Origin of the sequence: Bacillus sp. V59.32b, from assembly GCF_003429085.1 — a bacterium.
GTDB lineage: Bacteria > Bacillota > Bacilli > Bacillales > DSM-1321 > Peribacillus.
In genome coordinates, this window is the sequence record NZ_QVTC01000054.1 from 15,794 (window position 1) to 37,815 (window position 22,022).

At 38.5% G+C, this 22,022-nt stretch carries 20 protein-coding genes and 1 pseudogene; 10 read left to right on the top strand and 11 right to left on the bottom strand.

Annotated elements, in window-relative coordinates; translation table 11 throughout:
- Window positions 1-187 precede the first annotated feature (187 nt).
- Window positions 188-452, top strand: a pseudogene (locus tag D0463_RS13020) (transposase); the annotation flags it as partial.
- A gap of 240 nt (window positions 453-692) precedes the next feature.
- On the opposite strand, the gene D0463_RS13025 reads toward D0463_RS13020, so the two are convergent.
- From D0463_RS13025 to D0463_RS13040, 5 genes are all read right to left on the bottom strand, one after another.
- Window positions 693-1,751: a HupE/UreJ family protein gene (locus tag D0463_RS13025; protein ID WP_117307828.1), complete on the bottom strand. Its 1,059-nt coding sequence runs from the start codon at window positions 1,749-1,751 to the stop codon at window positions 693-695.
- Between the two features lie 96 nt (window positions 1,752-1,847).
- Window positions 1,848-3,389, bottom strand: a complete 1,542-nt coding sequence (locus D0463_RS13030; RefSeq protein ID WP_117307829.1) for a CehA/McbA family metallohydrolase domain-containing protein — start codon at window positions 3,387-3,389, stop codon at window positions 1,848-1,850.
- Window positions 3,390-4,233: 844 nt separating this feature from the next.
- A complete protein-coding gene (locus D0463_RS13035; protein ID WP_117307830.1) occupies window positions 4,234-5,163 on the bottom strand; it encodes a VanW family protein in 930 nt (309 codons plus the stop codon).
- A gap of 268 nt (window positions 5,164-5,431) precedes the next feature.
- The gene (locus D0463_RS20285; RefSeq protein ID WP_367946586.1) at window positions 5,432-5,518 is read right to left on the bottom strand and encodes a hypothetical protein; all 87 of its coding nucleotides are present in this window, start codon (window positions 5,516-5,518) and stop codon (window positions 5,432-5,434) included.
- Between the two features lie 92 nt (window positions 5,519-5,610).
- Entirely contained in the window at window positions 5,611-6,651 is a 1,041-nt protein-coding gene (locus D0463_RS13040; protein ID WP_117307831.1) for a flavin-containing monooxygenase, read from the bottom strand.
- A 150-nt stretch (window positions 6,652-6,801) separates the two neighbouring features.
- On the opposite strand from D0463_RS13040, the gene D0463_RS13045 reads away from it, so the two are divergent.
- The 5 genes from D0463_RS13045 to D0463_RS13065 all read left to right on the top strand — a co-directional run bounded on the left by D0463_RS13045 (window position 6,802) and on the right by D0463_RS13065 (window position 10,547).
- On the top strand, window positions 6,802-7,539 hold the full coding sequence (locus D0463_RS13045; protein ID WP_117307832.1) for a ZIP family metal transporter: 738 nt from the start codon (window positions 6,802-6,804) through the stop codon (window positions 7,537-7,539).
- Window positions 7,540-7,613: 74 nt separating this feature from the next.
- A complete protein-coding gene (locus D0463_RS13050) occupies window positions 7,614-7,853 on the top strand; it encodes a hypothetical protein (protein ID WP_117307833.1) in 240 nt (79 codons plus the stop codon).
- A 388-nt stretch (window positions 7,854-8,241) separates the two neighbouring features.
- Window positions 8,242-8,490 carry a FeoA family protein gene (locus D0463_RS13055; RefSeq protein ID WP_117307834.1) on the top strand — a complete coding sequence of 83 codons (249 nt, stop codon included), beginning with the start codon at window positions 8,242-8,244 and terminating at the stop codon, window positions 8,488-8,490.
- Window positions 8,483-9,169 (top strand): FeoB small GTPase domain-containing protein, encoded by a 687-nt coding sequence (locus tag D0463_RS13060; RefSeq protein ID WP_117307835.1) that lies wholly within the window; start codon window positions 8,483-8,485, stop codon window positions 9,167-9,169. Before D0463_RS13055 ends, D0463_RS13060 begins: the two co-directional genes overlap by 8 nt.
- Window positions 9,170-9,173: 4 nt before the next feature.
- Complete coding sequence (locus D0463_RS13065; protein WP_117307836.1) at window positions 9,174-10,547, top strand: nucleoside recognition domain-containing protein; 1,374 nt, start codon at window positions 9,174-9,176, stop codon at window positions 10,545-10,547.
- A gap of 107 nt (window positions 10,548-10,654) precedes the next feature.
- Here D0463_RS13065 and D0463_RS13070 read toward each other — a convergent pair whose 3' ends face one another.
- Complete coding sequence (locus D0463_RS13070; protein ID WP_117307837.1) at window positions 10,655-11,563, bottom strand: cation diffusion facilitator family transporter; 909 nt, start codon at window positions 11,561-11,563, stop codon at window positions 10,655-10,657.
- A 260-nt stretch (window positions 11,564-11,823) separates the two neighbouring features.
- Here D0463_RS13070 and D0463_RS13075 point away from each other — a divergent pair, with 260 nt between their 5' ends.
- Window positions 11,824-12,744 carry a cation diffusion facilitator family transporter gene (locus tag D0463_RS13075; protein WP_117307838.1) on the top strand — a complete coding sequence of 307 codons (921 nt, stop codon included), beginning with the start codon at window positions 11,824-11,826 and terminating at the stop codon, window positions 12,742-12,744.
- On the opposite strand, the gene D0463_RS13080 is transcribed toward D0463_RS13075, so the two are convergent.
- Complete coding sequence (locus tag D0463_RS13080; RefSeq protein ID WP_117307839.1) at window positions 12,741-13,067, bottom strand: ArsR/SmtB family transcription factor; 327 nt, start codon at window positions 13,065-13,067, stop codon at window positions 12,741-12,743. The genes D0463_RS13075 and D0463_RS13080 overlap by 4 nt on opposite strands.
- Before the next feature lie 618 nt (window positions 13,068-13,685).
- Between D0463_RS13080 and D0463_RS13085 the strand changes: the two genes are divergently transcribed.
- Both D0463_RS13085 and D0463_RS13090 read left to right on the top strand, forming a co-directional pair.
- Window positions 13,686-15,242 (top strand): N-acetylmuramoyl-L-alanine amidase family protein, encoded by a 1,557-nt coding sequence (locus D0463_RS13085; RefSeq protein WP_117307840.1) that lies wholly within the window; start codon window positions 13,686-13,688, stop codon window positions 15,240-15,242.
- A gap of 749 nt (window positions 15,243-15,991) precedes the next feature.
- Entirely contained in the window at window positions 15,992-16,756 is a 765-nt protein-coding gene (locus D0463_RS13090; protein ID WP_117307845.1) for a SurA N-terminal domain-containing protein, read from the top strand.
- Between the two features lie 501 nt (window positions 16,757-17,257).
- Here the strand turns inward: D0463_RS13090 and qoxD are convergent.
- The 4 genes from qoxD to qoxA form a co-directional block, all read right to left on the bottom strand.
- A complete protein-coding gene (gene qoxD / locus D0463_RS13095; RefSeq protein WP_117307841.1) occupies window positions 17,258-17,539 on the bottom strand; it encodes a cytochrome aa3 quinol oxidase subunit IV in 282 nt (93 codons plus the stop codon).
- A 2-nt stretch (window positions 17,540-17,541) separates the two neighbouring features.
- Window positions 17,542-18,138 carry a cytochrome aa3 quinol oxidase subunit III gene (gene qoxC / locus D0463_RS13100; protein ID WP_117307842.1) on the bottom strand — a complete coding sequence of 199 codons (597 nt, stop codon included), beginning with the start codon at window positions 18,136-18,138 and terminating at the stop codon, window positions 17,542-17,544.
- Window positions 18,138-20,084 (bottom strand): cytochrome aa3 quinol oxidase subunit I, encoded by a 1,947-nt coding sequence (qoxB, locus tag D0463_RS13105; RefSeq protein ID WP_117307843.1) that lies wholly within the window; start codon window positions 20,082-20,084, stop codon window positions 18,138-18,140. The genes qoxC and qoxB overlap by 1 nt, the downstream gene beginning before the upstream one ends.
- 72 nt (window positions 20,085-20,156) lie before the next feature.
- Window positions 20,157-21,092, bottom strand: coding sequence for a cytochrome aa3 quinol oxidase subunit II (gene qoxA / locus D0463_RS13110; protein ID WP_117307844.1), 936 nt, complete (start codon window positions 21,090-21,092; stop codon window positions 20,157-20,159).
- A gap of 679 nt (window positions 21,093-21,771) precedes the next feature.
- Between qoxA and D0463_RS19450 the strand changes: the two genes are divergently transcribed.
- The gene (locus tag D0463_RS19450) at window positions 21,772-21,945 is read left to right on the top strand and encodes a hypothetical protein (RefSeq protein ID WP_160118432.1); all 174 of its coding nucleotides are present in this window, start codon (window positions 21,772-21,774) and stop codon (window positions 21,943-21,945) included.
- Window positions 21,946-22,022: the final 77 nt, after the last annotated feature.

Genomic DNA, 22,022 nt, shown 5'->3' on the forward strand with positions numbered 1-22,022 from the left:
CCAAAAAAAATCGTTCTAGGAAGATTGAGTAAGTGGGGATTGCGACTGTAGTGCCTATAAATAAAGCACAAGTCCGTTTTGGAACGGCTACACTTATCTAGACAGAAAATTTAAGGTCAAGTAGACTACAATAGTTGAGGAGAATCTACGATAACTAAAAGAGTTTTCAGAAGAATTTAAAAATCTAATGGTGCAGCTGTATCAGAATGGGAAGCCAAGAAAGGATATTATTCGTGAGTACGATCTAACACCCTCTTCTCTGGATAAGTGGATCTCTCAACATAATGCCTCCGGTTCATTCAAAGAAGCCGATAACCGAACACCGGAAGAAACAGAATTGGTAAAGCTCCGTAAGGAACTCAAACAGTTACAGATGGAGAATGATATTTTAAAGCTGCGCTGATACCAGGACGAAAGTAAATGTGATTCGGAACAACCAGCACAAATCATCGGGTCTTCCCATGTTGAGCTGTCATTTAGCGATAGCTGGAGACGGAGAACATGATGAACTACTTCGTCGTGCACAATCCATTCTCCATGACAATTATGAGATTGAGCATAGTACGATTCAGGTGGAGCACGTAGATAAAGGTTGTCCAAGTCCTCATGATAATTGTAATTAAAATACATCAAAAAAAAGGACCGAGCACGGCCTTTTTTTTCATCTGGGTACAGAATGGTGAGATAACGATTCATGAAAACGCTCTTTGAAAAAACCAAACCAGTCCAAAAGCTAATATAGCTACCGAGGTTCCAGGGATAACCCATTTAATGGGCTTTAATGTTAGCTTCTTTATCCACAGGATTATAGGAAATGCCAAAGATACGATTAGTAGCTGTCCAATTTCGATACCAATATTGAAGGACAACAGAGAAGTTGCCAAATGGTTTCCATCTAATCGCATTTCCGACAGGATACCTGCAAAACCAAAGCCATGGATTAGTCCAAAACCAAAGGCAAGCCATGGTTGATGTTTTGAGTCTTTATTAAAAATATTGATCAGTGCTACGTATATAATGCTTAAAGCAATCGCCGATTCTACAAATTTGCCTGGTAACTGAACAATATCTAACGTTGCAAGTGCTAAGGTGATACTATGTGCAATCGTAAATGCAGTGACCAAGGAAAGAATGTTTCGAATTGTTTTCGCACCAAATAGTAAACTAATGACAAATAGAATATGATCATAACCAGTAAAGATATGTTTTAAGCCAAGAAGTAAAAACTGTTTCGTATTTTGAACGAAGCTAATTTCTCCAATCTCTAATTCTCTTGATTCGTATGATAGAATTTTTTCTTGTTGTTTACCATCCATTTTGACCGTTGCAAAGTTGGCATGGCTTGGATCGGAATCGTCCAGGAACATGTTATAATCAACAACCAGCTTTTCTGGTTTATTTGCGAATTCGTAATTCAGGTTAATTACGGCAAATGGACGTTCTTTTATCGTTTCCACATTTGTATTTTTGACATTGCCTTCAATTTTTACACCATCCGCATAAAGTGCAATATGGGAATTTATATAATGCTGAACAGTTTTCGAATCAATTAATTGTTTTTCATCGGTTTCTTTATTCAACGCATGCCCTAGTTCTGTTAAATCCACTTTCAGTTGGTATGAGAGGTCTTTATCGTAAACTTCAATGAGGGAAAAACCTTCGCTGTTATTACTGTGAGCATTTACAGAAGTGGATAGTAAAGAGGTAAGGGAAATTATCATTAAGGAAATTAAGATACATAGCTTTTTCATTGTTCCACTCCGTTCTGATTGTTCTTTCTCTGAAGTTCCAAAATTACAGGGAAGGCGAGGAGTGAGTATACTCCTCGCCCTGTTCTAGATCCAAGTTTACTTAGTAGACTTGATAAATACTGGGTTTGAGTAGAACCAAAGATCCGACCATGGGTTTTCACCGCGTGGGTCTGCTTGTGGCTCAAGATCTTCTGTGCTTGTACCTCGTAAACGAACATAGCTGTCTTTATCAACGTCTTTTAATGTATACGAAATTTCTATAAATTCACCTTTTTGTTTCCAATCCTTCTCCATAAAACGTTTCACCACTTTAGTTGTTGGATTGGTAGCACTTGAACGATCGGCGGCATTGCCAGTCACTTCTCCTACAATCAAGTCAACACGCTTCACTTTAGGGTTATCCCCATTAGCGTTTTTGGCATTTGGATCCTTCATGCGAACTGTCACCGTTACATCGTTTGATTTCTTACCTGGTAATCTAAGAGTTTCACCAATCGTGGCTGAGTTGCCTTTCGATTTAGAAAACCATCTTGATTTTCCTGCAGCTTGAACTTTTACATCCAGTTCAGAGATAAGGTCACCTGTTGAAACGAATACATTCCCATTACGAAGGCTTTCCATGACATCTTTGTAGTTTTTCTCAGCTTTTACGTAAGTTTTTGAATATTCACCAGGCCAGAAGTCGCTGCCTCCATCACGCCAGTTGACATGCGAGTCAGACGTAGAGGTAACCCACCAGTGTCTTCCTTCACCTAACATGGAATCCCATAAGCCACCAACTTTGGCGGTCATTTGATCAAATCCGCCCATTGTAGGAGCATTTACGTTTCCGTATGATCCACGGGCTCCTTTAGGATCAAGAGAGCCATCTGGATTTATTGCAGCAGCCTGGTGGCCTGGGGCACCTTCCATACCAATGGACACATTAGGAGCTGTATCGTTCCAATTACGGAATTCCTGTGGTGTATCCTGCCCCCACTTATCCATGCCTGTTGCTGAGCGAGAAGGATGATGGGCGATATGAATTGGAAGCTCGTCCATTTGTTTCATATAGTTAAGGGCATCGATCATGGTGGACTCCGTATCTCGGCTACCATCATTCGGGTGAGGATCACGTTTATTAAACTTGCTTTCAATGTCATAAAGGGCCTGTGATTCATTATCACCTTTTGGAATGATTAATGAACTGTGGTCAGCAGCTGGCGTATCAAATTCCATTCCGTAGAATTGAAGAACTTCAGGAACTGCTTTACGAGATTTCAGCAATTCAGGGTATGCTTGCTCAAGATTCACCTTTGAATGGTTAGGACCTCCATGGTCGGTTGTAACCATCCAATCAAGTCCGTATTTCTTAGCATTTTTCGCATTTTTCACGGTTGGATATATGGCATCTCCACCTCGGATCGGTGTTGGAGGATTTGTGGAGTTGTCCCAGCCAACACTCCACTCGCTATGTATATGATGATCTCCTGCGAGCCAACTAGGTCTATTTTTCTTTGATTCTTCCTTTGAAAATTCTCTTGCTTCTGCTTTTTGGTCATTGCCATCATTGATGAAGGTTTGGGTTGTAAGTGCGGTGGTTGCAAGAATCGTTGTTGCGATTAATGGTATTGCCTTCTTTTTTACACCAGGTTTCATGTTCACATTCCTCCTCAAAAATATGTTTCTAGTTAAAATTGTAAGTAACTTTTATATTGATTAAATAAATGAGGAGTAAATATCGTGTTAATATTTTATTACTTTTTTGTCACAAAGAAATTATTGAAATGATTTTTTATACTTCGAAAGGGCGACAACAAAAAAAGGAACGAAGAAACAAGTAGTGAGAGAGAAAGAAGAAAATAGTGTGATTTACGGAAATCAGGAAACTCCTGAGGGACATGCTTAGCATTCTGGTCCTGGAGATATCAGGGAAGAGACAAGTGGTTTGGATAAGCCACCTGCTTTTTTCATCAGATAAACCAGAGAATATACAAAGTGTGGGGTTTGCCTATAAATAGCGGGAAAGCAATAAAAGAAATACGTGAAGACATTGATAAACAATATAAAGAGGACTTCACAAGATAATGAGAAGCTGTTTTTTATTTTTTATAAAAACGCTCTGTTATACATAAATAATGTTGATAATTTATTAAAATAAAAAGGACTCAATAAAAGACCTTTTTTGATTGCTTGCTGAACCAACGCACTCGGTAGTGGAATAAAAAAACTCTACTTCTATTGAAGTAGAGCACGCAGTATCGTCCATTGGCGGTAAAAAAATAAATTCAGGAATTTCAGTTTCCAAAATTTAATACAACACATACATAAAGGAAAAAGTGAAGATTCATTTTCTATCAAAACATACAAGGCGACGATTGATAAAATCGATTTTCACTTTCCTATCCCGCGAGGATTGCCACGTTAACCCCGTGGTAATCCTTTTTTATTTATGTGGTTAAAAAAAAGTTGCATCAGCATCCTCCCTTGTTTATCGAACATATTAGTTTGTAGCCACATGTTTAGGCGAAGCTGTCACTTGAACAGTAACTGTGCCATTTTGTCTATTTACGTCTGTTCTGATCATCACTGGATATGGTTTACTATTTTCGAATTTGAAGTCCTTCCCGCCCCAGGAAACCGTGGCATCGCGACCGACTGGCACATACCCGACAGATTTTGAATGGTTGGATCGTTGAAGAATTTTTAATCCTGCCTTATCAACAGCGTTAAAAAGAGTGCTGGAAGTCTGGCAAATACCCCCGCCAATTCCTTCAATAAATTCCTTATTTACGATTTCTTTAGCCTTTTGGTATCCTCTTGCAGGAGTTCTTTCCCCAACGAATTGATTAAAATATAAGCGATCTCCAGGACCTAAAATCACTCCATCAAGTATGTTTGCAGAGAGCTGGATATTTGTTGTTCTACCTGTGACAGATGGGTTGAAATTTGTAGTGTAACTGCCTATTATTGATTGGTCGATGCCTTTTATTGAATCAGCTGTTACGTTTGGTTTTGATTCAGAAATTGGTACTTTAACCTCTTTTTGAAAGGCTGTAACGTTTTCAAGATTTTTTAAGAGTGTATCTTTATCTAATACAATTCGTGAATGCCCGCCCTTTAAACTCCCATCAGTGCCTAATTTTGCAGGGATCATTGGTCGGTCATATTTGGTTTCAAGCTGTTCTGCAATGACTTGTGCATCATTCTCATCTGTGAAAGAAGATGCCTTTAATTTCTGAATTGCTTTTCCATTCCTTGAGTCAACTAAGATAAGTCCAGTTTCCAAAAATTCCTTTTTAGTAAGAGATACTTCTTGTTTTTCATGCTTAAGAGCGACCTTTTCTTTAGACGAAGCTAGCCCTTTATTCACAAGGAACACTAAACCAGCGAGCAATATACCTAAACCCAACAAAAGTATACCTTTTTTCAATATTCTCCCCCATAAGTTAACATCTTTTTGTCCTCTAATTATATCTATTTACTTGTTTACTGAATAGTAATATAAACGAAATAAATGAAAAGGAATTGTTACAAAAAACTACAAATTGCTTTATTGGTTTAGTCGAGGGTGATCGGAATATTAATGAACAAGGCAAAAAAAGAAGCCTTAATAGGCTCCCTTGTTTTTATATACGTTTAGCTCCAATGAACTTTGGCTTCCAGTAAGAATTGTTTGTGTAGAAATAAGAAATGCCTTTTCATGTAGATGAGTTTATCACTTTTTGGCTGCCTACATACATAGCAACATGAGTTGCTCTTGATGTTCTATTTGGTGCATAAAACAATAAATCTCCTTATTTTAATGAACTTGGTGCTAACATACGTCGTTAATTCAATAAGAAAAAAGCCGCCTAGGAATGGCGGCTAATTTTAATTCTCACCGATCTTGCAGGTGATTAACGATGAATTCAGCGTCTTCTCCAACCCCCAGAAGAAGTGCAGAACCTCTCTTATGTTGCCAAGGCTGTCCAAGGAAGTATAGCCCTTTGATATTCGTAATTCCTCGATTATGCATAGGTTTGCCCGCATTATCACAAACTGAAGGGATTTGAATCCAATCATAATTGGAGGAAAAGCCGGTTGCCCATATCACATTCTGCACCTCAACTTGTTGTTCATCTTGAAATTTAACGATACTTCTGCTACAACCTTGCGTTCTCGGATGAAGGGTGATCTTCTTTTCATGCAGTAAATGCTTTAAGTCGTATCCGAAGATTGGATCTCCTTTACTGCGTATTCTCTTTCCTATAAAGGAATTTCTCGTCGCTTTTAATATCCCCAAACGATCAAACCACCAGAATATGCTATGTCCTAAAAAGGATAATGGTAAATATCGAATATTTTGGCTAACAGAAAAGTGCACTTCTTTTGTTTTGGCCAGTTCCACTGCAATTTGTGCCCCTGAATTCCCTCCGCCGATCACAAAAACATTCCCAGCTTGCAATTGTGAAGGGTTACGATATGCAGAAGAATGAACCTGATAAACATCATTTGATAGATTCTTATAGATGGGTGGGATAGCGGGTGTCTGAAAGGGGCCTGTCGCTATGATGACTTCTTTCGAATGTAAGGTACCTTGGCTGCTTTCAATGGAAAAAGTCTCTCCCCCTTTTCTAAGAGATAAGACCTCTGTTTCCAATTGAATCGGTAAATCAAATGTATCAGCATACTGTTCAAGGTAATCGGCTACCTCGTCTTTGGATGGGAATTCGTTTGGGTTTCCATCCATTTTCATGCCAGGTAGGGAACTAAATGATCGTGGTGTAAATAACATTAAGGAATCGTAACGATTTCTCCACACATCCCCAATCCTTTTTCCTTGATCAAGGATGATAAATCGTTTGGTCGTTTTGGAAAGGTGGTATCCCATCGATAACCCAGCTTGACCAGCTCCTATAATAATCACATCGAAAATCATGACATTCCCTCTTTCATATAGGTATATATTCATATTCTCAAAGAAATCCATTCCCGTCTAATAGTTTCAGATTAAAATAATTTCAGAAATTAAAATGTAATTCCTAAATCTGAATATAATGTAGACAAACAGTGTTATTGGGAGGTTTGTATGGCAGAAGAACTCAAGGCGAGTATATATATAATTTTGTTCATATTAATGGGTGCTTTAGCAGGTGGGGTATCAGCAAAACTCCTCAGTATTTTCTTTAAAGGAAATTATAGATACCTACAGATATTTTGTGGGGGAATGATCGCGGGTTTATTAGCGTTAGACGTTGTACCAGAGATCATAAAACATTACCGTCCGATCGGCATCTTCACTGGCGTATCGATTGGTGTGTTGTTTATGCTCCTTTTAGATCGGTATCTTCACCAGGAGAGGAGTCATTCTTTTCAAAGACCTAGTCTGTTTATCATGCTGTTCTTAGCCTTGATTATTCACAGCATCCCGACAGGCATAGCTCTAGGAATGAGCTTTCATAATCAACATTTTCAAGACGAATCGTTATTAGCAGTTATTTTGCTCCATCATATCCCAGAGGGAATGGTCATGATGATAACAGTCCTGGTATCAAATGTGAAGGACAGAATATTCGTCTTCTCTTGTGTACTCCTATCCATCTCTATAGGCATAACTACATTCATAGGGATGAACATAGATAGCGACTCCATAAAATTGCACACGCTTTTTCTGGGAGCGGCTATAGGTACGTTATGCTATGTTATTTTTCATGAAATATTATGGAACGGATTTAAGGTAAATAAAAATTCTAAAATGATCATTGTTGCCATCTTAGGGTTTTTAGCTATTTTGCCATTTTTACATATATCGGGGTTCAGTCATTAATGGTGTGTGTAACAGTGATTCACTGGATCACGTCTAATTGAATAGAACCATATTTTGGGTGGGGGTGCAATGAAGTGAAGGTAATGAAAAACGTAATGATTATATTAGTTTTAGCCTTCTTATTAACCTCATGCAGTAAACCTTTTGGTGGTTGTCCCGATACTGAAATTGAATGGGTTGATTTAGTAAAGATCAATGACATTACTTACGAACATCAATATCCAGATGAGGGAGATATACCTCTGCCTTCTTTTCAAAAAGGGAATTCTCTTGGAGAGATAAAAAATAAAAAGTCTTTAGCTCTCAGTAATTGAAGAGTTAAAGACTTTTTTATTTGTGCTTTTTGTTTGTTTTAGCCGTCTTTAAGACCCCAACTTTACATCAGCAGCCGGTGCAGCTTTATGAATGGAGGAAAAAACGTCTGTTTTTCTTGATGATAGCAGTCGAACCTACTTGACAACTGCCTGAGCAGCCTAAAACCTTTGAAATATTATCTGAAGAAGAAAAGGAAGGAGTTAACAGTATTGAGTTGTCCGGAACATCATCAACATCGAATTCAACTCCAGAAGTTTAAGAATATTAATTTAGCTACCTATATCGGTAGCTATTTAAAAAAAAATTATAGGTGACAACATGAGAATATGTTCATATAATTAAAGAAAAGTTGCGTAAGGTAAAAAAAGTAAGAGAGGTGAAATAAAAATGAGCAAATCTAAAACCATCAGGTTGAATCAGGGGGAAAAAGGCGATGTAGTTAGAATTATCTCTTTAAACCTTGGTGGAGTAATGAGAAGGAGATTATTAGACTTAGGTTTTGTACCTGGTGCAATCATTGAAGTTGTCCGTAAAAGTCCTCTGGGGGACCCAATTGCATTTCGTGTCAGCCAAACTACAATTGCATTGCGAAAAGAAGAAAGTTCTAAAATAGAAGGGGAGTTGACCAATGGGTAATTCTTATCGAATTGCATTAGCTGGAAACCCGAATACTGGTAAAAGCACATTGTTTAATGCCTTAACTGGACTCAGACAACATACAGGGAACTGGGCAGGAAAGACCGTTATACTAGCGGAAGGAACCGTTCACTACAAAGGGAAAATTTTCAGTATGATTGACCTCCCAGGCACCTATTCCCTTTTTTCTAATTCAACCGATGAAGAAGTGGCACGAAACTATATTGTCTTTGAAAAACCAGATGTGACCCTTGTTGTGCTTGATGCATTGTCATTAGAACGGAACTTTAATCTGGCATTGCAAGTAATAGAGATGACAACAAATGTAATTATATGTATCAATTTAATTGATGAAGCGGAGAAACAAGGGATAAAGATCAATGAACGGTTATTGACTAAACGGTTAGGGGTTCCTGTAATAAAAATATCTGCACGAAACAAAGTAGGTTTCCCATTACTACTGGATACCATCGAGCGTCTTATTACAGGAGCCATTGAGTGCCATCCGGTTCAAACAACGTATCACGGTGATATTGAAAAACAAATAAAGAAAATCGAGCCGCAGGTAAGAACGATTGTCGGGAATCACTTGTCTTCGCGTTGGGTTTCTTTGAGATTGCTTGATGGAGATAAAGCACTGCTTGATGAAATCATCAAACGATTGCGATGGAGGGGGTGACAGAATGAATATTCAACAACTTTATTCAGAAGCTCAGCATTTGTCTTCGCCAAAATTAAGAGACGAGATTGTTCAACATCTCTACGACAGAAGTCATCAATTATGTGCTGCAGGTGTTTCTTATTCCAATTCGAAAAAGGATACACGGACAGAAAAACTAGATGCAATACTTACTTCTCCTTTTTGGGGTTTCCCTATCATGATTATCATGTTAGGTACCGTGTTTTATTTGACGATAGCAGGAGCAAATGTTCCATCATCTATCCTAGCGGAGTTTTTTGGTTCAATGGAAACATATCTACTAACATTTTTTGAACTCATCAAAGCCCCCGATTGGTTGTATGGGGTTCTTGTTTTAGGGTTGTATCGAGGGACTACATGGGTCATCAGTGTCATGCTTCCTCCCATGGCAATCTTCTTTCCTGTATTTGCTTTACTTGAGAATTATGGTTACCTTCCACGTGTCGCATTTAATATGGATCGGCTATTTAAACAAGTGGGTGCACATGGCAAACAATCTTTAACGATGGCAATGGGGTTTGGTTGTAACGCTGCAGCCGTTATTTCTACAAGAATCATCGAATCACCAAGAGAGCGAATGTTAGCCATTTTGACTAATAACTTTGTTCCATGTAATGGACGTTGGGGAACTTTGATCGTATTAGCCTCGTTATTCATGGCGGCAAATTTTACTGGAGGACTAAAATCACTGATCACGACCGGTTTTATTGTGGGGATAGTCTTATTTGGAATATTGGTTACCTTTCTTGTCTCCTGGATTCTTTCAAAAACGGCTCTTAGAGGCATGCCGACTCACTATACGTTAGAATTACCACCATACCGAAGACCGAAGTTTTTCGATACAGTGATTCGTTCATCACTTACAAAATCATGGTCCGTTTTAATTCGAGCGGTTAAGGTTGCAGCACCGGCTGCAATCGTAACGTGGATTATCGCTAATGTATATATCGGGGACACAAGCATCCTGATGAACATGGTCCAGTTTTTGGACCCGTTTGGACAATTGCTTGGATTAGACGGTTACATCATGCTGGCTTTTCTGTTGGGGCTACCAGCAAACGAGATTGTTCTTCCTATCCTGTTGATGGGTTATTTGTCTACAGGCTCTCTGACAGAAGTTGATAACTTAGTGGATTTAAAGAAAATATTTCTCGATCATGGATGGACGTGGCTCACCGCTTTAAATATGATGTTATTTTCACTCCTGCATTATCCATGCGGAACGACATTGCTCAATATATATAAAGAAACCAAGAGTGCTAAATGGACGTTCCTCGCCTTCCTTATTCCAACAGTTATAGCTATTATCGTTCCGTTAACCATCACCCAATTAGTTACAAGGTTAGGCTTAATATAAAGACTAGACATTTGAGTATTACCATAAAGTAAGAGGGAGGGCATGCTCCCTCTTTTGTGGTTTGATGGAATCTATTCTTAAGCTGTGTATCAAAATTTTGTTTGATTTCAATGGATGCTTTCTTCTTTACAGGCAGCATTCCGTGAATCGATCTGAATGGTAGTGTGATCGATCTCGAATTTTTCATGCAGTACTTTTTTAGCTTGCTGCAATATTGAATCATAATTTCCTTTTTCTGTTATGACCAAATGACAACTTAAAGAAGGTAAGTCAGACGATATCGACCAGATATGAAGATCATGAACCCCGGCAACATCATCTAAGGATGATAGCGCATTTTGAACTTCGGTCACTTGAATATTTGTGGGCGTACCTTCCATTAATACATGGACAGAGTCTCGCGTTACCCGGTAAGCACTTATGATAATTAGGATCGCAACTATTACACTGGCGATAGGGTCGGAAATATTCCAACCGAAAAACATGATTAACAAGGCTGCGACTATTGCTCCAACGGATCCTAGAAGATCACCCAATACGTGGAGAAACGCGCTTCTTACATTTAAGTTTCCAGAAGTATCACCCCTGTTTAAAATGAATGCAGCCAAAATATTGACAAGCAATCCGATAAAGGCAATGAGCAGCATTCCGGAGCTCAGTACACTGGGGGGATCGGAAAAACGATTATATGCTTCCCAGAAAATATATAAAGAAATAACCACCAACGTGATTCCGTTGATCAATGCCGCCAGCACTTCAAATCGTTTATAGCCAAAGGTCTTTGTTAAACTTGCTCTTTTCTCTCCAAAAACCATGGCAAGATAGCTCAGTCCAAGTGCCGCAGCATCACTTAACATATGTCCAGCATCGGATAAAAGCGCCAGACTGTTTGTCATAACTCCACCAATAATTTCTATAATCATGTAGGTTGAAATAAGAAAAAAAGAAATTTTTAATGATTTCTTATTAGCGTTTTGGCCGTGTTTATGTGAATGTCCGTGATCGTGTGAAGCCATGCTAACCTCCAATTTTAAAAAATATTATATTTTACCAAACTAAGCATAAGACTTTTTTATTATCCCGAGATATTCACACTTTATTTGTGAAATATTATCCCATATGTCATCTACCCAAGTGCATATTGGTAAAACGATTTATTTTAAGGACAGGTGGTTAACAATCGTACACAATATTATATAAAAAAACTTGAACTTTTTCTTTCTATATATCATAATATATATGAGTATATATTCATATATAGAAAGAAGTGGTTTTTATGGGACATTCCCACGGACATTCCCACGGACACGGCCATAGCCACGGTTCCGGAAATAAAAAAGCTTTATTGACCTCTTTTCTCTTGATTGCAGCATTTATGGTAGTGGAAGTAATAGGAGGCTTGGTTACAAATAGTCTGGCATTGTTGTCTGATGCCGGTCACATGCTAAGTGATGCAGTGGCATTAGGGTTAAGTTACTTCGCAATCAGACTTGGGGAACGGAAGGCAACGCTGTCAAAAACATTTGGGTATAGGCGTTTTGAAATTATTGCGGCGGCCTTAAATGGTATAACCTTAATCCTCATATCAGTCTATATATTTTATGAAGCATTCCAACGTTTTGCTAATCCCCCGGAAGTGCAAAGCACAGGGATGCTGATCATCTCTTCAATAGGTTTGTTAGTAAATATTATCGCTGCGATGATTTTAATGAAGGGCGATAAAGATGAAAACCTGAATGTTAGAAGCGCGTTTCTTCATGTAATAGGGGATATGCTTGGTTCAGTGGGTGCGATTGTCGCAGCCTTGCTCATGATGTTCTTTGGATGGGGTATCGCTGACCCGATTGCAAGCGTCATCGTTGCCATTCTTATCATCATCAGCGGGTGGAGAGTGACAAAGGATTCCTTCAATGTGTTGATGGAGGGTACTCCTTCACATATTGATGTGGCAAAGGTAAAAGCATCCCTGCAGAATATACCACTTGTTAAAGAAGTGCATGACCTTCATGTTTGGTCCGTGACTTCGGAACTTCCGATGTTAAGCTGCCACATGGCAATTGCGGGAGAGGGAACTCATGATGAAGTTCTGAAACGTGCACAATCCATTCTCCACGATGATTTTGGGATTGAGCATAGTACCATTCAAGTGGAATATGCGGACAACGGGTGCCCGAGCCCGCATGGAACCTGCAATTAATGATGGTGGGCATGTTCAATTGTTTGTTTTAAAATATCCATAACATGTTCATCATCATGGGTGTAGTAAAGAGAAGTTCCTTCCCTGCGGAATTTTACCAAGCGCAAGTTTTTCAGGAAACGCAGCTGGTGGGATACAGTGGATTGAAGCAGGGAAAGCTTCTCAGCAATATCATTTACGGAGTATTCTCCATTAAAAAGTAAATGCAGAATACGTAATCGAGTTGGATCCGATAAGGCTTTAAAGGTTTGAGAAACGATAAATAACGTCTCTTCGTCCAGTATCCCTATAGGAGTCGGCTGTTGTTCCTTTTCGTTTTTCATTCTATTCAACCTCCTATGCCTATTATAGCGATAACACGTAAGAGAAAAAACGTTAAGCTCATTTTAAAATATAATAACTATTGGATAACGCTTGGACTATGAGTAGTCTAAGCGTTTTTTACTATTTTATCTTGTTCAATTGAAGCTTCAAGAATTAAATAAAAGATTTCACTTTTTTGGAACCCAGGGTGAACAAGTTTGAATGGCTACGTACCAAGGAATCGAGTATAACCAACCTCCTGCCGATATTCGTTTTATATTATAGGGATAGGTGGAGCATTACAGGGAGTCTATAGTATGGAGCTTTTTTAGCAGTATTTCGTATTGGGGGCAATAGTGTGCGCAGAGCAAAGATATATAAGAAACTTCAGGAGGGGGCATTCCAAAAAAAGGGGAGCTCATCTTTTCAATTCCATAAAAAAAGAGATATCAAAAATTAATAATGAATACTAAACCTTTTATTTATTTGACCGATAATTTAAAAGTAAAATGTCGAAAGTTGAGTGACTTTTAATTATCAAAAGATCCGTTACTTTTCTAGGTCATTATTTTCACTTTATCACCTCTTGACTAAGCGGATTTTTGTATGAAGGTAAATTAAATGAAAGGCGGTACAGCATGACAAGAAAAATAAGCACTTTCTTGGTGGCTACAATATTCTTAGCATCGGTATTCACTTCCGTTGCTCCAAGTAAACAAGTATATGCAGCTACTCAAGCAAAAGTAAATGCAACTACTCTCAACGTTCGGGAAAAGCCGACCACGTCGTCCAAGGTTATCGGGAAATACACAAAAGGGCAGACGGTTACCATCACCCAACAACAAAATGGATGGTCCAAGGTTCCAGTCGGTAAAAAAACTGGATGGGTATCCTCAAAATACGTCACGGTGATAAAGCCGACTGCTTCTAAAGCTGTTGTTCCCAGTGGTACCAAGTACTATGTGACGGCTACTACCTTAAATATTCGGAAATCAGCAAGCACTTCTGCTGCACGGGTTGATTCCGTAAAGAAAAATGCGGCGGTCACATTGTACGAAAAGAAGGGTTCATGGGGAAGGGTAAAGACAGCATCCGGAAAAACAGGTTGGGCATCCCTGCAGTATCTTACTACTAAGGCACCTGCTACACCAAAACCTGCACCAAAACCTATTGCTAAAGCACCGGTTAAATACTACGTGACAGCAACATCCTTAAATATTCGTAAGGAACCCAAGACGACAGCAACTAGTATTACCTCTGTGAAGAAAAATCAAGTGGTTTCTTTATACGAGAAGAAAGGAACATGGGGTAAGGTAAAAACAGCCGCCGGAAAAACAGGTTGGGCATCCCTGCAGTATCTTACTACTAAGGCACCAATTACACCTAAGCCTGCACCGCCTGTACAAGTGCCAGTTAAATATTACGTTACTGCAACATCCTTAAATGTTCGAAGTGGCCCGAGTACTTCTTCAGGCATAGTCACAAGTGTGAAGAAAAACGAAGTGGTTTCTCTATATGAAAAGAAAGGGACCTGGGGCAGGATTAAAACAGCATCCGGAAAAACAGGTTGGGTTTCACTTTCTTTTCTTACGACAAAAGCTCCAGTGAAGCCGACACCTGTCAGTCCTCAACAACCAACGACTACAGGGGTTAAAGGGAAAGTGATTGTTCTTGATCCAGGCCATGGAGGTACTGATGTTGGAGCACCTGGTAAAGTGCAGAATGAAAGAAACCTTACTTTACAAACTGCTAATGAAGTGAAGGCTTTATTAGTAAAGGCGGGAGCAAAAGTGATCATGACCCGTACGTCGAATACAAGCCGAAAATTGGAACTCAGTGAACGGGTAGCAATCAGCCATAAGTATAATGCTCAGGCCTTTGTAAGCATCCATTATAATTCTGGTAGTTCAGAGGCTACAGGAATTGAAACGTATTTTTATCCAACATATTCTGATGAGGCAAAACTTGCAGCAGCTATACAACAAGAGCTAATAAAGCAAACACAAATGAGGGATCGAAAAGTAAAAAACACCAGTGCATTTTATGTTATAAAGAACAACAGAATGCCTTCCATTCTAGCGGAACTAGGTTTTATATCTAATCCTGTGGAAGAAAAACGTCTTATAACAAAAGAGTATCAACAACAAGCAGCAAGAGGGATATTCAACGGTTTAAATAAATATTTTAGTCAGTGAATATATAGAAGTCTTTAACTCACGGAATCTAGCTGAGTTGAAGGCTTCTTTTTTACTAATATCAAGGGGTGGCATTCCAAAAAGCCTGCTTTACTAGATACTTAAATTTGAATATGAAACTTGTGTAAGATAAAATGCATTTAACCCCTTATCATAAAGTATCCAGCCTATGTGCTGGATATGTTTATTTAGAATTTTTATGTTTTCAGGACACGACAATAAATCAATTAGAGTAATTGCTTTCGCAGATACATGATTAGCTAAGTTCTAAAATCGTTCAAATAAAAAATAGTTTGTTAAGTGGGATTGAGGTTTGTAAAAAAGGGGAATTCAAAATGGGCACATTAATACATATATTAACCTTTCCTTCCACTTGGTTATCCCTTGTGGGCTTGGTTTCCATATTCTTTGCTGTAAAGATTCGCAGTACAATAACGGCTATATTAAGCATACTCTTAACAGCTGCATCCTTGTATAGTGTGTATTGTGTTTATTCACTCCATTTCCCATAAGAATAATGGAATAAAAAATAAATATTCTCCATGGTTGCTCATTCCCATTTTTCCCACATATTCGTTCTGTTGCTTTTTTATACTGAAAGGAATTAATTAGTATATAGGGAGGCGTGGGCATTTACATTTATTCATTTGTTTAAAAAAGTATGCAGAACTTGGTTATTATTGTTGCTTAGGTTGTCAGTGAATTTAAATAGAAATTATTCTGTACGAAACGGAAGGAGATAAATCATGATGAAGAAACTTACTTACCCCCTCTTGATAGGATTAATGGCTGTTGTTTTAACAGCTTGCGGATCCAACGATGAAGCCAAAAAAGCAAATGATGAGGAGAAAACAAAAACAGCCCAAACAGAGCAGCAGAAGCAAGAAAAGCAAATGGAAGAAATGCAGAAAAAGTTGGATAAGCAGAAGATAGATGAAAAGAAGACGGTAGCCATCGTAAATAATAAGAAAATTCTTGGAAGTGACTATAACGACATACTTTTATCTTCACAAATGCAGATGCAGCAAATGGGACAAGATCCAACGTCTGAAGAAGCAGCAAAGCAAGTGAAAAAACAAACAATCGATACCTTGGTCGGGCAGACACTTCTTCTTCAAGATGCCGATAAAAAAGGCTATAAAGCATCAGATTCGGAAATAGAAAAAGAACTAGCTGAAACAAAAAAACAGTTTAAAGATGATAAGAAGTTTAAGGCAGCTATGAAAGAAGCTGGAATTAACATGACGGAATTAAAAAAGCAAATTTCACAAAATATCATATACAAAAACTACTTGGATAAAGAAATACCGATACAAAAAGTGACTGATAAAGAAATTGAAGATTATTACAATCAAAGTGTCAAGAAAGAAAGCAACAATACTCAAGAGACTCCGAAGTTGGCAGACGTAAAACCTCAAATCAAGCAGCAACTTGAGCAACAGAAGATACAACAAAACGTCGGTAAACAAGTAGAAGAGCTTAAGAAAAATTCTACTGTCGAAGTAAAAGTATAAGGGTGCACACTTACTTTCCAACAAGAAACAGCTGTCAATAAGACAGCTGTTTTTTTAAAGGATTATTGTGGAAAATTAAAATAACGGGAAGTACATTGCATTCACCCGACAGTATGTTTATGAAAATTGAGTCAAAAAATGCAAATGGAAATACCTTTGCTTTGGGTACTTCAATCCCATTAGTTTTTCTTCTATGGTAGTTTAAATTAAGTAGTAATGGAAAGAAAATTAGGAAGTTAGGTTTGATCGTGCAACGCAATGTTGGTTTTATTCTATTTATTAGGTATTCTCGATACGTTGACCTATGGGGAATATAGGATTGGTTCCTTCTTTGATTAAAATAATGTCATTTCTCTTGTTATCGGCAACATAGTGATTCTGTAGAGTAGGTGGTTACGTGGAAAAAGCTTATAGATTCTTGAGAAAAGATACAAAGGAAATAACGCAGCCCCAATCCAACAAAAAAAGGAGTGCCATTGTAGACACTCCTTTTTTTAATGTTTACATATCCCATACCATGGCTAATAATGTTCCAAAGACAGTAATTAGAGCAATGATTAGTCCGTAGTATACGTTCACATAGATTGCCCCTTTATCCTCAGTTTCACCAGCGTGCATAAACACTACCAGCTGTACTCCTGCTTGTACAAATGCTGTTACAAGAAGAATCGTCATGGCTACTGCGAATGGCATTTCCAAGAAGAGAACAGCAAGAGCAATTGTAGTCAAGAGCAGTGAAAATACATAGCCCAATACTTGTTTAGCTGGAAATAATTCTTTCATGCTTACATCATTCCTTTCAAGTAGATGAAGCTGAAGATGAAGATCCAAACTACATCCAAGAAATGCCAGTAAAGGGAGAAGATGAATGATTTATTAGTTGTTTCAGGAGTCAACCCGTGCTTTTTTATTTGCAGGATGATGAATAATCCCCAAAACAAACCAAGTGTAACGTGCGCTCCATGTGTTCCTAATGTTGTAAAAAGGATCGCTGTAAAGGCACTTGTTTGAAGTGCTGCCCCTTCATGAACGAAGTGGTAGAACTCATAGATTTCGATTCCCAGGAATACCGCTCCAAGAACCAGTGTGATGGCAAAGAAAGCCATCGTGGCTTTTTTCTTACCAAGACGCATGGCATGGATTCCAAGCCCAATGGTAAAGCTGCTTGTTAAAAGAACGAATGTATTTATAAGCACCGGGGGAGTTTGGAAAATATCTGCCGCAGAAGGGCCGTTGCCGGTACGATCAACTAATGTGAAATATGACGCAAATAGCGTTGCAAAAAGCATGATTTCGGCACCCAGAAAAATCCAAAAACCTAAGATTTTCAAACGGTTTTCTTCCGTACTATATTCAAGTGGAAGCGAGTGATCAATTTTCATTATTTAGCACCTCGCAATTTTGTTTCTGTCTCTTCAATTTCTTTGACAGAGATGTAGTGACCGTGATCTTTCTCGAATGAACGGTGAGCCATACAAGCAAATATGCCGATTGTCGCAAGGACTACAAGTGGCCATATGGCGAATACAAAGGCAAATCCCCATACAAAGAAGATCCCACTCATGATAATCGGCATGCCGCTGTTATTGGGCATATGAATTTTTTCATATTCACCCTTGAATAATACATGGCCTTTTTTCTTAGAGTCCCAGAACGTTTCAATTGAATTAACTTGAGGCACTTTAGCAAAGTTATAATCGGGTACCGGTGTATGTGTAGCCCACTCTAAAGAGCGTGCATCCCATGGATCTGAACCGATATCTCTTGAAGCGTAACGAGTACTGTAGTAGATGTTGTATACGATTAAAACAAAACCTACTGCCATTACAAGTGCTCCGATAAACGAAATCATATTGTAAATTCCAAATCCGGTTGATTCGGAGTATGTGTACATACGGCGCGCTTGACCATCCAAACCAGAGAAAAACATTGGCATGAATGCTAAGAGAGTGCCTGCTGCAATAAGCCATGCAGTCCATTTCCCGATTCTTTCATTCAGCATGAAACCGAACATTTTTGGCCAATAGTAAGTCAGACCAGCCAGCATCGCAAATACAACACCAGGAATGATAACCATGTGGAAGTGAGCTACTAAGAACATCGTATTATGATATTGGTAGTCAGCGGCTGACATTCCTAGCATTACCCCGGTAACCCCGCCGAGTGTGAAAAGCGGAATGAAAAGCAGGGAATAAAGCATTGGAGTGGTAATAGTAATTTTCCCTCTCCAAAGGGTGAACAACCAGTTGAAAATCTTAACCCCGGTCGGTACGGCAATCGCCATTGTGGTAATCGAGAAGATACTGTTTGTCAGTGCTCCTTGACCCATTGTAAAGAAATGGTGGGCCCATACCAGGAATGAAAGAAGAGAGATTGCAACCATTGAGAAAACCATTGATTTATAACCATATAGGTTACGGCGTGCAAAGGTTGAAATAATCTCACTATAAATACCAAATGCCGGCAAAATTAAGATATAAACTTCAGGATGTCCCCAAACCCAGAACAAGTTCGCCCAAAGCATATCCATCCCGCCATTATCGGTTGTAAAGAAGTTTGTCCCAAATAGCCGGTCCATTGTTCCCATTATAAGTAATATTGTTAATACAGGGAACGCGAAAACGATGATAGCATTAGTGATTAAAGCAGACCATGTGAACATTGGCATTTTCATTAACGTCATGCCAGGTGCTCTCATCTTAAGAATGGTAGTCATAAAGTTAATACCGGTCATTAATGTACCGATACCAGCAATCTGAACAGCAATCATATAATAATTCGTTCCTACCGATTCACTAAATTCTTTACCTGCAAGTGGGAAATAAGAAGACCAACCTGCATCAGGAGAACCACCAACTACGAAAGAGATGTTGAATAACATCGCTCCGGCAAAGAATAACCAGAAACTCAGTGCGTTCAAGCGAGGGAACGCTACGTCACGGGCTCCAATTTGTAATGGAATAACAAAGTTCATTAAGGCCATAATGAAAGGCATGGCCATAAAGATAATCATAACGACCCCGTGTGTTGTGAAAATTTCATTATAGTGCTGTGCATCCAGCAGCTTGTTTTCAGGCGCGGAAAGCTGGGCACGCATCATAATGGCATCTGCACCACCGCGGAATAACATCAGCAAAGCGGATATCAGATACATAATACCGATCCGTTTATGGTCAACGGTTGTTAACCATTCACGCCAAAGATAACCCCATTTTTTAAAATAGGTTAAGCCAGCGAGTATTGCGATAACAGTAAGACCAATGGCAACCATCGATGCGTAAATCGCTGGACTTGGATGAGGTACGGCGAATCTATCAAAAAATTCCATGCTATTGTGACTCCCTTCAGTATTGCTTGTCATGTAAAACTAGTTGTATTATTGAACATTGCATTTAATATCTTAATGGTTCATCTTGCTGTGATCAGAATTACCCTCGGGTGAATCTACATCAGATTTATCGGATTCCTCAGAATCAGTTTCTTCAGTGTCAGAAGAAGATTGTTTTTTATGATGTTCTGGAGGTGGTGAGAAACCTAAATGAGTTCCAGTGAACGTTGAACGCCCAAGATGGCCAGGTTCTAATAACTCTTCGAATTTATCCTCAGTTAGAGGATCGGCAGTGGTTTTAACTTCTTCTACCCATTCATCAAATTCAGCTTCAGGCATGGCTTCTACGTCGAACGTGTTTTCAGCGAACCCTTTACCACTGAAGTTTGCATTTCGGCCCATGAATTCTCCTGGAACGTCCGCCGCTAGGTGTAACGTGTTAACCATGTCTCCCATGGCGTACTTTTGTCCTCCAAGTTGCGGAATCCAGAAACTGGTGATTGGGCCGTATGAATAAAGTTTAAATTCAAGAGCCCGATCCGTCGGGATATTCAAGTAGTTGACTGTTTCGATTCCTTCTTCCGGATAACTGAAATGCCATTTCCAGTTAGATGATGAAGCGTAAACAACTAATGGTTCTTTATCTTCATATCCTTTAGGTGTTGCCTCAACCTTATAGTTACTTTGAACGGAAACAAATGAAAGGTAAGCGACGATTAAAACTGGAATCCCGACACAAATCGCTTCAACCCATACATTCCCTTCAATGTGCGGTGGTTCGTAATCCTTGCTTTGATTTGACGCACGGTATTTTATTAACACAAATACCAAAATTGCGAAAACAACAAGAACAATAAAGGACATAATCCCAATCGATAACATAATGTCTTTGGCTTGGGTTTCGGCTTGAGGTCCTTTAGGGTCTAAGACCAATAATGGGTTATCGCAACCGGTTAGCACGGTAGCAATAGTAAAAAGTATAGCTATTAAAGCCCATTTCAGTTTCATTGTAATTTAATACCCCTTTCTTACATTAAAATTGTAATTTATAAATTACTAAAATAGAAAAATTCGGATAATTATTTCACAATTATTCTCCGAAAGGTCAAACGAAAATTTTAATCATCTCAATCTTTTCGTACTTATACTAGTCCGTTGTACGCAAAAACGCAATGAAAATACCATTCTGTCACAAAAGGTTCATTAATTAGAAAAGGAAGTTGGGAAGTAGTGGTTATTTATATATTAATAGGAAAGGTAAGGAGAAATAATGATGGTCTAGTTTGATAAAATCTTATTACTTATTTTAGTATAATTAATGTTATAGTTTTTTCTTATGATGTAAAGTAATTCATTGCTTTCTAGATTAATATAGTGTCGGAGAGAAGTATGTTAGAAGTGTTCGAAAGAGCTTAACATTTCCCATAGTTTCTTGTGAGCTAAAATCACGAACCGATAGTTGAATTCTTAACCTTGATAATTCATAATGTTTATGAGTATATGTTCAGATATTATGAATTAGTGTGAAGCTAGTTTATATTTTGATGCTTTGCGATATATTATTTGTGATGGGATCGCACATTATTGGCAGAATGACCACAACCAACTCAAAAGACGGACAACCTTACTATGAACAATAATTCCATTTTAAAAGAAAAGAAAATCAAACCGAAAAGGATGTGTTAGATTGCTGTATATGGGAGTTACAAGTGATATATTGACGGTCGTCGCCGTATACGTAGTTTTGTCATTGTTAGCTCTATTGGTTATTTACATATTTAAGAAAAAATCTGATAAGGAAATTAAAGAAATCGATGAGTCACATAAAGCCGTAAATTCCAATAAAAAGGGAAGATATTGAAAAAGGGCAATTCCACCATTAAAATGTACCCTATAGTGTAGACACTTTGAAAAAAGGTCTCTCTATAGGGTGCATTT